This window comes from Pseudomyxococcus flavus (assembly GCF_050038885.1).
Classification (GTDB): Bacteria; Myxococcota; Myxococcia; order Myxococcales; family Myxococcaceae; genus Myxococcus; species Myxococcus flavus.
The window spans coordinates 1096762-1108975 of the sequence record NZ_CP143624.1 but is presented as its reverse complement, the minus strand read 5'-3'; the positions used below and the strand labels follow the sequence as shown (position 1 = coordinate 1108975).

Annotated in this window: 11 protein-coding genes; 9 read left to right on the top strand and 2 right to left on the bottom strand. The window is 71.5% G+C overall.

Annotation, left to right across the window (positions count from 1 at the left end):
* Positions 1 to 63: 63 nt before the first annotated feature.
* Entirely contained in the window at positions 64 to 2439 is a 2376-nt protein-coding gene (locus VZL07_RS04535; protein ID WP_426754098.1) for a protein kinase domain-containing protein, read from the bottom strand.
* A gap of 383 nt (positions 2440 to 2822) precedes the next feature.
* Here VZL07_RS04535 and VZL07_RS04530 point away from each other — a divergent pair, with 383 nt between their 5' ends.
* From VZL07_RS04530 to VZL07_RS04515, 4 genes are all read left to right on the top strand, one after another.
* On the top strand, positions 2823 to 3605 hold the full coding sequence (locus VZL07_RS04530; protein ID WP_426757232.1) for a hypothetical protein: 783 nt from the start codon (positions 2823 to 2825) through the stop codon (positions 3603 to 3605).
* Positions 3606 to 3748: 143 nt separating this feature from the next.
* Complete coding sequence (locus tag VZL07_RS04525; protein WP_426754097.1) at positions 3749 to 4411, top strand: SRPBCC family protein; 663 nt, start codon at positions 3749 to 3751, stop codon at positions 4409 to 4411.
* A gap of 8 nt (positions 4412 to 4419) precedes the next feature.
* On the top strand, positions 4420 to 4773 hold the full coding sequence (locus VZL07_RS04520) for an ArsR/SmtB family transcription factor (protein ID WP_426754096.1): 354 nt from the start codon (positions 4420 to 4422) through the stop codon (positions 4771 to 4773).
* A 363-nt stretch (positions 4774 to 5136) separates the two neighbouring features.
* Positions 5137 to 6942, top strand: coding sequence for an acyl-CoA dehydrogenase family protein (locus VZL07_RS04515; protein ID WP_426754095.1), 1806 nt, complete (start codon positions 5137 to 5139; stop codon positions 6940 to 6942).
* 19 nt (positions 6943 to 6961) lie between these two features.
* Here VZL07_RS04515 and VZL07_RS04510 read toward each other — a convergent pair whose 3' ends face one another.
* Complete coding sequence (locus VZL07_RS04510; RefSeq protein ID WP_426754094.1) at positions 6962 to 7669, bottom strand: PilZ domain-containing protein; 708 nt, start codon at positions 7667 to 7669, stop codon at positions 6962 to 6964.
* Positions 7670 to 7933: 264 nt separating this feature from the next.
* On the opposite strand from VZL07_RS04510, the gene mraZ reads away from it, so the two are divergent.
* The 5 genes from mraZ to VZL07_RS04485 are packed head-to-tail and all read left to right on the top strand — an operon-like array spanning position 7934 to position 12171.
* Positions 7934 to 8386 carry a division/cell wall cluster transcriptional repressor MraZ gene (gene mraZ, locus VZL07_RS04505; RefSeq protein WP_426754093.1) on the top strand — a complete coding sequence of 151 codons (453 nt, stop codon included), beginning with the start codon at positions 7934 to 7936 and terminating at the stop codon, positions 8384 to 8386.
* A 46-nt stretch (positions 8387 to 8432) separates the two neighbouring features.
* Positions 8433 to 8819 carry an STAS domain-containing protein gene (locus VZL07_RS04500; RefSeq protein WP_426754092.1) on the top strand — a complete coding sequence of 129 codons (387 nt, stop codon included), beginning with the start codon at positions 8433 to 8435 and terminating at the stop codon, positions 8817 to 8819.
* 6 nt (positions 8820 to 8825) lie between these two features.
* The gene (gene rsmH / locus VZL07_RS04495) at positions 8826 to 9740 is read left to right on the top strand and encodes a 16S rRNA (cytosine(1402)-N(4))-methyltransferase RsmH (RefSeq protein WP_426754091.1); all 915 of its coding nucleotides are present in this window, start codon (positions 8826 to 8828) and stop codon (positions 9738 to 9740) included.
* On the top strand, positions 9737 to 10156 hold the full coding sequence (ftsL, locus tag VZL07_RS04490; protein WP_426754090.1) for a cell division protein FtsL: 420 nt from the start codon (positions 9737 to 9739) through the stop codon (positions 10154 to 10156). The genes rsmH and ftsL overlap by 4 nt, the downstream gene beginning before the upstream one ends.
* Positions 10153 to 12171 (top strand): penicillin-binding protein, encoded by a 2019-nt coding sequence (locus tag VZL07_RS04485; protein ID WP_426754089.1) that lies wholly within the window; start codon positions 10153 to 10155, stop codon positions 12169 to 12171. Before ftsL ends, VZL07_RS04485 begins: the two co-directional genes overlap by 4 nt.
* Positions 12172 to 12214: the final 43 nt, after the last annotated feature.

Below are 12214 nucleotides of genomic sequence, written 5' to 3'. Positions count from 1 at the left end.
TAGGGGGCAGCCTCCGCTGATCAACTTTTCGGCAACAGGCCGCTGCACCGCTGTAGCAGCGCGTTACCGGGCGGGGGCGCTGGAGGTCGGCGGCTCCCCGTGGGGCGGGCCGCCAGGCGCGGCGACGGGGGACACCTCGAGCAGCAGGCTGCCGCTGTTGTCCGCCAGGTGGTCGTCCGGGAAGGCGAGCTGCAGCCAGGTGGCACCCCTGACGCGCAGGGGCTGCCCGGCCTCCAGCAACACCAGCCTGCCGGCGGCCGTCTCGGGGCCCTCGCCAGCGCCGTAGAGGCCCAGCACACGCCCCACGGGCCCGCCGTCGAGCCCCCGGGTGCGCACGGGCTCGGCGGTGTCGTACACCATGACGTCATACGCGGTGGCCGCGTCCAGGCCACGCAGCAGGAAGCGGTCCGCGCGGGAGAGCTTCACCGCGTGCGTCCGTGCATCCACGCGGAGCGTGGTGACGGCGCCGTCGTCGTCCCATTCGCGCACGCGGACCAGCAGGGTGCCCTGGTTGTCCGTCCGGTTCGCGTCCAGCAGGAAGACGTGGAGCCGGGAGGCGTGCCGCACCAGGCGCTCATCGCCGTCCAGCACGCCGAAAGACTCATGCGCCGCGAGCCGCGCGTCGCCCTCCAGGAAGTAGCCCGCCTGCTCCACCAGGTGCGGGCCGCCCAGCGAGGTCCATCCCTCCACCCGCACGCTGTAGATGCGGGACGGGTCCAGCCGCATCTGCGCGGTGGACAGGTAAGGCACGCGGAAGGCATGCGCCACGCTCGACAGTGGCAGCTTCGTGGGCCCGGCGGCCATGCGTGCCTCCTGGGGCGGCGGGGCCCGCTGGGCCTGCTCCGCCGCGGGGGCGGGCACTCGCTTCGGGAGGAGCCGGGCGTGGACGGCCAGCGTGGTGCCGTGCTCGGCGCGCACCGTCTGGCTCCACGGCACCCTGCCTGGTGCCTGGACCTCCAGCAGGTGCTCCGCGTCCGCGGACAGCTGGGTGAGCAGGGCGGGCGTGCGCGCGGTGTGCTGCCGGCCGTTCACCCGGATGGCGGCGCCCGGCGGCGACGAGCTCAGCTCCACGGAGAAGGTTCCCGCGCTGTGGGTGATCAGCAGCGCGAGCGTGGCCGTCAGCGCCACCACGATGGGGGCGCCCAGCGCCACGGGCCAGGACAGGCCGAGCAGCCGCGGAGGCAGCGTGTCCATGGGGGGCGCGCCGACGGGGGGCTCGGTGGTGCCGGGCAGCGCGGGCAGCGGCAGCGTGGTGCGCTCCGGGCGGGCTTCGGTGGGGGCGGAGGCGCTGGCAGGGCGGGTGGCCAGTGGTGTCAGGGCCGCTGGCGGGAGCGGCTCGAACGCCGCGACGGGCGTGCGCGCTTCCTCCTCGTCACCGGGAGGTGGCTCGCGCACGGGAGGCGGCTCGCGGAAGGCGCGACGCTCCCGGGGCGAATGCGTCCACCGGGCCATCTGCGCCAGGAAGTCGCGTGGCAGCATCACCGGACGTCCCTCGCTCACCAGCTCCGCCTCGAAGAGGTAGCCCATGAAGTGGGCCCGCGCGCTGGACGACACGTCGGGGGCGGCGGTGTGGAGGTGGCGGGTGAGCGCCTCGGCGAAGGCCTCCGCGGTGGCGTAGCGCTGCTCCCGCTCCACGGCCAGGGCCGTGAGCAGGATGCGCTCCAGCGCGGTGGGGATGCCCGGGTTGAGGTCTCGGGGCCGCGGGAAGTCGCCCAGGGCGAGCTTGCGCAGCACGTCCGGCAGCTTTCCCTCGAAGGGCAGCCGGCCGCACAACATCTCGTAGATGACGACGCCCGCCGCGAAGATGTCCGAGCGCGCGTCGGGCTCGCGACCGCGGACCTGCTCCGGCGCGAAGTAGGTGTACTTGCCCTGCAGCTCGTGCTCCACGGGCTCGGGGATACCGGCCAGCCGCGCCCGCGCGATGCCGAAGTCCACGAGCTTCACCTGGCCCTCGTAGCTGAGCAGCACGTTCTGAGGGCTGACGTCGCGGTGCACGATGTGGAGCGGCCGCCCGCGCTCGTCCAGGCGCGTGTGCGCGTACGCCAGGCCCTCCAGCATCTCCACGGCGATGAGCAGGGCCAGCGGCTGGGGCAGGGTGTACAGGCCCTTCTCCCGCGCGCGCCGCATGACGCTCGACAGGGTGCGGCCGTCCACCCACTCCATGGCGATGAAGTACTCCCCGTCCACCTCGCCGAAGTCGAAGACCTGGGCGATGTTGCCGTGGCTCAGCCCCGCGGCGATGCGCGCCTCGTTGACGAACATGGACAGGAAGGCGCTGTTGCCCGCGTAGCCCGGAAGGATTTTCTTGATGACCACCGGCTTGGTGACGCCGGCCGCGGCCGTCATGCGGGCGCGGTAGATCTCCGCCATGCCGCCCGTCGCGATGCGCTCGAGCAGCTTGTATTTGCCGAAATGAAGCCCTTCGGAAGGCTGCTGCACGTTCGTTCCGGCTCCTTCGGACGCAGGTGGCCGCTACGCCAAGGGGGCCCTCGTGTCGTCGCGGGGGCGGGAGAAGGTATCATGGGGTAAGTAAGACGCCATTATGGGAAAATTCCGCTGAATATGATGATGCGGCCGGTGTGCCCCTTTCTTTCCCGTGCGATGCCTTCCGCCATTCCGGCACCCCGGGGGTGGTGGGCGCCGAAGGATGCCCCCTCCACACGCCACTTGTGGATGTGTCGTCCTGCGCGACGTTGGATGGCGGCCACTTGGGTGGGGGGCGACGTGCGCAAGGTGATGGATGGCGCGGCCGCCGGGGCGGGCCCGGGGCAGGGGGCGTCGTGAAGTCGACCTCCCGTGCACTCGTCGCCGTGCTGCTCGCCATGGTGGCGGTGGGCTGCCGCGAGGAGAAGCCGGCCGAGCCGCTCAAGTCGTTGAAGCCCGAGCCCTTGCCCTCGCTCTCGGCGCCGAACGCAGAGGCTCCGGGCGAGGCGCGGCCCGCGCCGACCAACGAGGTGGACGTGGCCGGCCCTGTCTACGGCGAGCCACTTCCCGCCGAGGCGCTTCGCGTGGCGCTGGCCGGAGAGCAGGTCCGCCTGGGCGCGGAGTCCTTCGCGCCGACGCGTCCGGAGGACGCCGCGCGGCTGGCGCAGCGGGTCCAGGGGCACGCCGTGCTCGTGGTGCCGGACGCGGAGACGTTCCTGGTGCAGGTATCGGAGCTGCTGGCGGTGCTGCGGGGCTCGGCGGAGGCGGTGTGGCTGGCGCACCCGGACGGGCCGGCGGCGTACCCGCTGGTGCTCCGGGACGAGGCGGGCTTTCGTGCGTGGCTGGAGGAGGTGGCGCCGGGCAAGCTGCGCATCATCATGCGCGCGGACGGCTTCGAGCTGACCACCAGCGTGGGAAAGCTGCCGGGGCCTGACGCGAATGGCCCGTCGGTGCCCGTGCGCGCGGGCCGGCAGGACATCGTCACGCTGCGCCGGGGGCTCGGCCTGCTCAAGGGGCGCTTCAAGACGTCCGAGGACATCTGCCTGGTGCCCTCGTTCGGCATGGAGGTCGCGCAGGTCGCCCGGGCGCTCGGCGGGGTGTACTCGGCGCCGGGCGAGCCGCTCTTCGACACGCTCTGTCTCGTGTATCCCACGCCGCACCGGCCCACCGACGCAGGTTGATGCCCCGGCTCGGAGCGCCGGACGCGCCTGCCGTGGCGGGCTGGAACGGGCATGCCACCGTTGCGCGGCGGGCAGCGCCACGGGTGTTGACATCGGACTCGTGCCTCTAGATATATAAGTCCAAACTTATATTCGGAGGCTGGATGAACAACGTGGAGCGTTATCTCGGGGCCGTCGTGCGGGAGGTGGAGCACCGGGAGCATGAGGGCAAGCCCGCGCGGGTCGTCGTCGCCATGCGCGACTACGATACGACGGTCGATGACCTTTGGGATGCGCTGACCAACCCCGAGCGCCTTCCCCGTTGGTTCCTTCCGGTGTCCGGCGACCTGAAGCTGGGGGGGCGCTACCAGTTCCAGGGCAATGCGGGTGGGACGGTCACCCGCTGTGAGCGGCCGCGGCACCTGGCGGTGACGTGGGAGTTCGGTGGGGGCGTCAGCTGGGTGGACGTCATCCTGGCCGAGGCCCCGGGCGGTGGAACGCGGCTGCGGCTGGAGCACATGGCCCACGTCAGTCCGCATTGGAACGACTACGGGCCGGGCGCTGTCGGGGTCGGTTGGGAGCTGGCGCTGGTGAAGGGCCTGGACAAGCATCTGGCGTCCGGCGGCGCCGCCGTCGACAGCGCCGCGGTGGAGGCCTGGACGATGTCGGATGAAGGGAAGGCCTTCATCACGGCCAGCAGCGAGGGCTGGGGGCAAGCGGACGTAGCGGCGGGGGAGGACGCCGAGGTGGCGAAGGCTCGCGCGGCGCGGACGACCGCGTTCTATACTGGCGCGCCGCCCCCGGACGTGAAGCATCCGGGGACCTGACCGCGACGATGCATGCCTTTGACGTCCTGGGTGATCCGGTACGACGACGGATTCTCGAGCTCCTCGCCGAGGGCGAACGCCCTTCCGGCGAGGTCTCCGAGGCCATCCAGGCCGAATTCGGCATCAGCCAGCCAGCGGTCAGCCAGCACCTGAAGGTCCTCCGAGACAGCGGCTTCGCGGATGTGCGGGCCGTGGGGACCCGCCGTGTCTATCGCGTCGACCCTGCGCCGTTGCAGCAAGTCGACGCGTGGTTGGAGCAGTTCCGCGTGTTCTGGACACCCCGGCTGGAGGCGCTCGCCACCGAGGTCGCGCGCGGCAAGCGGGCCCGCGCCAAGGCCGAAGAAGAAGGCGGTGGCTCGTAGCCCGCGTGCGCGGTGTCCTGCGGAGCACACGCGGTGCGCCTGTCCGTGCCAGGTTGCCTGCCTGGACGCGACCCGGGCTCACGCGCCGGCCCCCCGGGCCGCCGCCGCCTCGAGGACGGCCCCCGTTCGAGGCCTGGCCGGACACTCCGTGTTGCCAGGCCGCCTGGAGCCCCCCGCCATCTGGTCGCGCCCGGAAGGACTACCGGACAGCGGCTTCGTCCACGAGCCCCGGGGGCTCGGTACGGGCGCCAGCGCCTCGCGCCTTCGCGAGCTTCCGCGAGACGGAGGATTAGATTCAGGCGCCAGGGCGGGGTGCTCCCGCCCCGAGGAGGGACGTTCCCTCCCTGGACCTGGAGGTCATCGATGGCCGCAGCATCCAAGCCTGCTTCGCTGAAGGCGCTGCCCCCTGGTGGGGCCTTTCTCTTCGAGGAGGTGGGCGCCGCTCCCATCGTCACCCCGGAGGCCTTCACCGAGGAGCAGCGCCTCTTCTTCAAGACCGCGCTCCAGTTCTCCCGCGAGCAGGTCCTCCCCCAGGCCGAGCGCATCGAGGGCAAGGACAACGCGCTCCTGCGGGAGCTCCTGCGGCAGGCGGGCGAGCTGGGCCTCTTGAGCGTGGACATCCCCGAGACCTTCGGCGGCACCGGCCTGGACAAGACGACGTCGCTGCTGCTCGCGGAGGCGATGAGCCTCAACGGCTCGTGGTCGGTGACGTTCGGCGCGCACACCGGCATCGGCACGCTGCCCATCGTCTGGTTCGGCAACGCGGCGCAGAAGGCGAAGTACCTGCCGAAGCTGGCCACCGGGGAGTGGGTGGCGGCCTACGCGCTCACGGAGCAGGGGAGTGGCAGCGACGCGCTGGGCGCGAAGACGAAGGCGGTGCGCTCGCCCGACGGCAAGCATTGGATTCTCAACGGCTCCAAGCTCTACATCACCAACGCGGCCTTCGCGGACGTGTTCATCGTCTTCGCCAAGGTGGACGGGGACAAGTTCACCGGCTTCATCGTGGAGAAGGGCACGCCGGGCCTCACCGTGGGGCCGGAGGAGCACAAGATGGGCATCCGCGGCTCCTCCACCTGCCCGCTCTACTTCGAGGACGCGCGCGTCCCCGTGGAGAACCAGCTGGGCGAGGTGGGCAAGGGCCACAAGATTGCCTTCAACATCCTCAACTACGGCCGCCTCAAGCTGGGCGCGGGCGTGCTGGGCGGCATGAAGCTCCAGCTCCAGAACGCGCTGCACTTCACGCAGGAGCGCAAGCAGTTCGGCACGCCCATCGTCCGCTTCCCGCTGTCGCGCGAGAAGCTGGCCCGCATGGCGGCGCTCGTCTACGCGGTGGAGAGCATGACGTACCGCACCGCCGGGCTCGTGGACGCGCGCCTGGGGCAGAGCGACAAGGCCGCGCCGGACCACGAGGCGCACCTGCTGGCCGCGGTGGAGGAGTACGCCATCGAGTCCTCCATCATGAAGGTGCACGGCTCGGAGTCCTTCGGCCAGCTCGTGGACGACGCCGTCCAGCTCCACGGCGGCGCCGGCTACATCGAGGAGTACCCGGTGGAGCGCTCGTACCGCGACGCGCGCATCAACCGCATCTTCGAGGGCACCAACGAAATCAACCGGATGCTGATCACGGGCATGCTCCTCAAGCGCGCCGTGAAGGGCGACCTGCCGCTGTTCGCCATGGCCGGCAACGTGGCGGACGAGCTGTCCCGCGGCGAGCGCCCCCAGGCGCGCGTCCAGGACGCGCTGGCACCGCAGGAGGTGGCCGCCGAGTCCGCCAAGCGGCTGGCGCTGCACGGGCTGCGCGTGGCGGCGGAGACGTTCGGCACCGAGCTGGAGCAGCACCAGGAGGTGCTCGCGGCGCTGTCCGACGTGGTGATGGACGCCTTCGCCCTGGACTCCATGGTGACGCGCACGCGCCAGGCCGCGGCGGGCGGCACGCTGGACCCGGTGCGCGTGGCCATGACGCAGCTCTACGCGCTGGACGCCATCCCCCGCGCCTACGACAGGACCCGCCGCGCCCTGTGCGCCACGCTGAAGGAGGACGCGCTCACCCGGGAGCTCGAGCGCCTGCGCGCGCTGGACGTCTTCACCCCCTATGACCCGGCCGCGCTGCGCGAGACGGTGGTGGGGGCGCTGGAGCCCGCCGGCGGCTATCCGCTGAGCCCGGTGTAGCGCGCGGCGGTGGGCGCCGTCACGGCATCCGCGTGACGGCCTCCATCCCGAAGCTCACCCGCGCCTTCCAGGGGGCGGAGGGAAGCGAGGCCAGGGACAGCAGGCCCTCCAGCCGCTTCTGCATGTCCGGGCGGAGCCGGCCGAAGGTGGCGCCGAAGCCCGGCTTCACCGTCCCCGAGTCCTTGCGGGGCACCGACGAGGTCCAAACCACCTCGCCGTGCAGCATCATGGGCCCTTCCTTGAGGTCCATCTCCAGCAGGAAGGGCGTGCCCACCTTCACCTGGCGCGGCAGGGCGGGGCCCTGGACCTCCAGGCCCACGCCGCCGCGGGAGATGTCCCGGACCAGGAAGCCCGGTGACAGCGGCGCCGCCTCCATCGCGCGCAGGTACAGGGGCAGGCGCGGGAAGCGGCGCATCCCCTCGTGCTCCTGGGTGGCGAAGATGTGCTGGAGGATGGCGTCCAGCGCGCTGCGGTCCTCGCCGACCCCATAGCGGACGGTGAGCAGGAAGCGCTCGGCGTCGTGCGGGACGACCTGGACCACCTCGCCCAGCACCTCCACGGGGCGGGCCATGCCGCCCGCATGCAGCTCGAAGGTGAAGCGAGTCCCCAGCGGCAGGCTGCGGCGCGTCTCCAGTGTGACGCCCCCCAGACCGACACTGCGCGTGTACTCCCCCACCAAGGACTGCGGCGTCTTGTAGGCCACCTTCAGCCGAACGTTCGTGTTCACGCAACCGACACTCTGCGCCTGGGGCCGGGGGGAACTCAAGTTTACCCCAGCGCAATAGGTAGGGCGTCGCACTGCGCCAAACACTGGACCTTCCAGGTGTGACGACCTTTCAGGACGTCGGGCGCGGACAAACCGCTGTTTCAACCTGTTGCGGTTTCTTGACCCCCCCAGGTGGGGCGCGTATGTATGCCGCCCGGAAGTGGCAAGGAGTGGGAAGGAGTGGAGGTTCATCCCTTGGTGGGCTGAAAAGGTGGATCGTCCCGAGTGTTCCGAGGCGTCTATGAGCACCAGATCGACGCGAAGGGGCGGACGAGCCTCCCGGCGAAGCTCCGGGACACGCTGGTGGGCGCCTACGACGAGAGGCTCATCCTCACGACGGCGCTCGACCGGTGCCTCCACGCCTACCCGGTGCGGGAGTGGGAAGCGCTCGAGGCGTCGTTGGCCAAGCGCAACCCGATGGAGCCTGGGGTGAAGACGCTGATGCGCCTGTACGTGGCCAGCGCGCAGGAGTGCCCGCTGGACAAGCTGGGGCGCCTGCTCATCCCGCCGACGCTCCGCTCCTATGCGGGGCTGGAGAAGGACGTGGTGTGGGCGGGGATGGTGAAGGTCATCGAGCTGTGGAGCCGCGAGGGGTGGGCGAAGGCGCAGGAAGAGGCGCGCCAGGAAGCGACCTCCGCGGACGTGATGAAGGTGCTCGCCGAGCTGCGGCAGACGTGACGGGAAAGTCGACAGGAGCCCGAAGTACCGGGAGGGTGGCAAGCGTATGAACCAGGTTCTGGAGGTTCGGCCGGGGTTGGCGGGCGCGGCGATGGCCGCCGGGCGCGTCGAGACGCTCATGCTCGAGGGCGAGCTGAGCGAGCAGGACCTGCTCGAGCTGTGCGAGGACCTGGGCCGCAAGCTGAACCGCGGCATGCGCCAGGTCGTGCTCGACTTCGGCGACGTGGGCCACCTGAACTACCGCGGCGTCAAGCCGCTGATGGCTCGCGCGGAGGCCTTCCGCCGCAGCGGTGGAGACGTGAAGCTGTCCGGGCTGTCGCCGTACCTGGCCGCCATCTTCCGCGCGGCCGGCGCGCACGACTGCTTCGAAATCTACCCGCACATGAACGATGCCCGGGCTGCCTTCGCGCTTGCGCGGGCCCCCTTCGTCTGACAGCCCGTGGAGGCTCTGGACTTCCAGCACCAGACCGTCCTCCTGCGGGAAGCAGTGGAGCTGCTCCGGCCGGCGGACGGGAAGGTCATCATCGACGGGACGCTCGGGGGTGGCGGCCACTCGCAGGCGCTGCTCGCAGAGGGCGCGTCCGTGGTGGGCGTGGACCGCGATCCGGTGGCGCTCGCCGCGGCCACCGCGCGCCTGGGCGCCAACCCGCGCTTCCAGGGCCGGGCGGGGAACTTCGCGGAGCTGCCCCGCGTCGCCGCGGACCTGCTGCCGGTGGATGGGGTGCTGGTGGACCTGGGCGTGTCGTCGCCCCAGCTGGACGTGGCCGAGCGCGGCTTCTCCTTCTCCAAGGACGGGCCGCTGGACATGCGCATGGGCCCGGACGGCCCCACGGCGGCGGAGCTGATCGCCTCCACCGACGAGCGCGAGCTGGCCCGCATCCTCAAGGACTACGGCGAGGAGCCCTTCGCGCGGCCCATTGCCCGCGAGCTGAAGCGCGCGCTGCCCACGCGCACGCTGGAGGCCGCGGAGGTGGTGAAGCGGGCGGTGCCACGCAAGGCCTGGCCCACCCGCATCCACGTCGCCACCCGGACCTTCCAGGCGCTGCGCATGGCGGTCAACGGCGAGCTGGAGGCGCTGGACGCGCTGCTGGCCGCCATCCCCGGGCTGCTCAAGGTCGGGGGCCGCGCCGCCGTCATCGCCTTCCACTCCCTGGAGGACCGGAAGGTGAAGGAGGCGTTCCGCGCGCTGGCGGGGCGCTGCACGTGCCCACCGGGGCTGCCCGTGTGCGCGTGCGGGGGCGTGGGGGATTTCGAGCTGGTGACGAAGAAGGCCGTGGCCGCCTCCGAGGCGGAGGTCGAGGCCAATCCGCGTTCTCGCAGCGCGCATCTGCGCGTGGTGGAGAAAGTCCGATGAACAAGGTGCACTCCCGGGTATCGGCGTTGCGTTCCTCGGTGACGGTGGGCGGCGTGCTGCTGCACCTCCTCCCGGCCGTGTGCCTCTTCGCCCTCTTCGCGGCGGTGGGCATCCTCCATGTCACCAGCCGCGTGCTGGTGGTGGACATGGGCTACCGCCTGTCGCGCGAGGAGGCGGAGAACCGCGTCCTCACCCGCGAGAATGACCGGCTGAAGCTGGAGCTGGCCACGCTCAAGGCCCCGGGCCGGCTGGAGCGCGTGGCGCGTGAGCAGCTCAACATGGCCATGCCGCGCGGCGGCGCCGTGGTGTCGCTGTCGGCGGAGAAGCCGGCCCGCGGCAGCGGCGCGCGCGCGGACGCGGCCGACACCGCCCAGCCAGGCGTCCGCGTGGCGGGCCGCGCTGGAGCGGGCCGGTGAGGGACTTCAAGGCGGCGCGGGCTCCCGAGCCCAACGCGAAGTGGCTGAGGCTGCGGGTGCGGCTGCTGTTCGGGCTGTTCCTGATGCTGCTGGGCGTCGCCTTCGGTCGTGCGGTGCAGCTCCAGGTCTTCGAGCAGGAGAAGCTGCGCGGCATGGCGCAGGAGCAGTACGTCCGGCACATCGAGATTCCGGCGCGCCGCGGCGACATCTTCGATCGGCGCGGCACGCCGCTGGCGCAGAGCGTGGAGGTGGACTCCATCTGGGTGGACCCCTCCATGCTGCCCGACGTGAAGGCCGCGTCCCGCTCGCTGGCCAGGGCGCTGAAGCTGGACGCGGACGAGCTGCACGCGCGCCTTGCGCGGGCCAAGCGCTTCGCGTGGGTGAAGCGCCAGGCCAAGCCCGCCGAGGTCGCCGCGGTGAAGGCGCTGGAGCTGCCGGGCATGGGCTTCTCCAAGGAGCCCAAGCGCTTCTACCCGCAGCGCGAGCTGGGCGCGCACGTGGTGGGCACGGTGGGCATGGACGGCCGCGGCCTGGAGGGCCTGGAGCTGGCCTTCCAGGACGAGCTGTCCGGGCAGAACTCGAGCACGTCCGGCTTCCGCGACGCCAAGGGCCGCAAGCTGCTGGTGCAGGGCGCGTTGGATCCGCTCCAGCGCCAGGGCGCCGCCGTCACCCTCACGCTGGACAGACACATCCAGTACGTCGCGGAGAAGGCGCTCAGCCGCGCGGTGGAGGACGCCAAGGCCGTGGCCGGCATGGCGGTGGTGCTGGACCCGCGCACCGGCGAGCTGCTCGCCGTCGCCAACCACCCGCGCTTCAACCCCAACACGCCGGAGTCCAGCTCGCGTGCCAGCATGCGCAACCGCGCCGCCCTGGATACCTTCGAGCCTGGCTCCACGCTGAAGTCCTTCGTGGTGGCCACGGCGCTGGAGGAGAAGGCCATCACGGCCGACAGCCTCTTCTTCTGTGAGAACGGCGCCTGGCGGGTGGGCCGCCACACCATCAACGACACCCATTCCTACGGCTGGCTCACCCCGCAGGGCATCCTCCAGGTGTCCTCCAACATCTGCATGGCGAAGATTGCCCAGGCCCTGGGGCGCGAGAAGTTCGTGGCGGGCTACCACGCCTTCGGCTTCGCCGAGCGCACCGGCCTGTCGCTGCCGGGCGAGGGGCGCGGCGTGCTGCCGTACCCGAAGGCGGAAGTCTCCCTGGCCACCCAGTCCTTCGGGCAGGGGATGACGGCCACCGCAGTTCAGATTGCGGCTGCCTATGGTGCGCTGGCCAACGATGGCGTGCTGATGCGGCCCTACCTGGTGTCGAAGGTGGTGGACCCGGATGGCGTCGTTCTGCTGGAAAATCGCCCCACGGAGCTGCGCCGGGTGGTGTCCGCGAAGGTCGCCCGGCAGGTCGTGGGGATGCTCGAAAGCGTGGTGGTCAAGGGAGGGACGGCTCCCAAGGCCGCCATGGAGGACTACCGGGTGGCCGGGAAGACGGGCACCGCCCAGAAGGCGGACCCGGTGGCGCGGGGGTACTCGGACAAGCGGATCGCCTCCTTCGTCGGGGTGGTACCGGCCGAGTCTCCGCGGGCAGTGATTCTTGTCGTAGTGGACGAACCGAAGACGGACGTATACGGGGGGCTCGTGGCTGCCCCTGCTTTCAAGGAGATTGCGACCGCCGCCATGGCCCACCTGGCCGTGCCTCCGTCCCGGACGGTGGCACCCGAGGTGGCCGTGGCCGCCGTGTCCCCCGCGCCTGCCGCGGCGAAGCCGGGGGCCAAGGCCACCGGTGCCGCCCGGACGGCGCTCGCGGACGCGGTGACGGAGACCCCTGAGCCCGGCACGGTGCGTGTGCCGGACCTTCAGGGAGAAGTAGGACGTGAGGCCGTGGTGAAGCTGCTCGCCGCGGCGCTGGAGCCACAGGTGTTGGGCAGTGGACGCGTGGTATCTCAAACCCCCGCCGCCGGTTCGCTGGTGGAGAAGGGGGCCCGGGTGACGCTGGAGCTCGCCGCGCGGCAATAAGGCCGCGTCCGCTCCAGGCCCCGCTCTTGCAATGCGTGTGAAG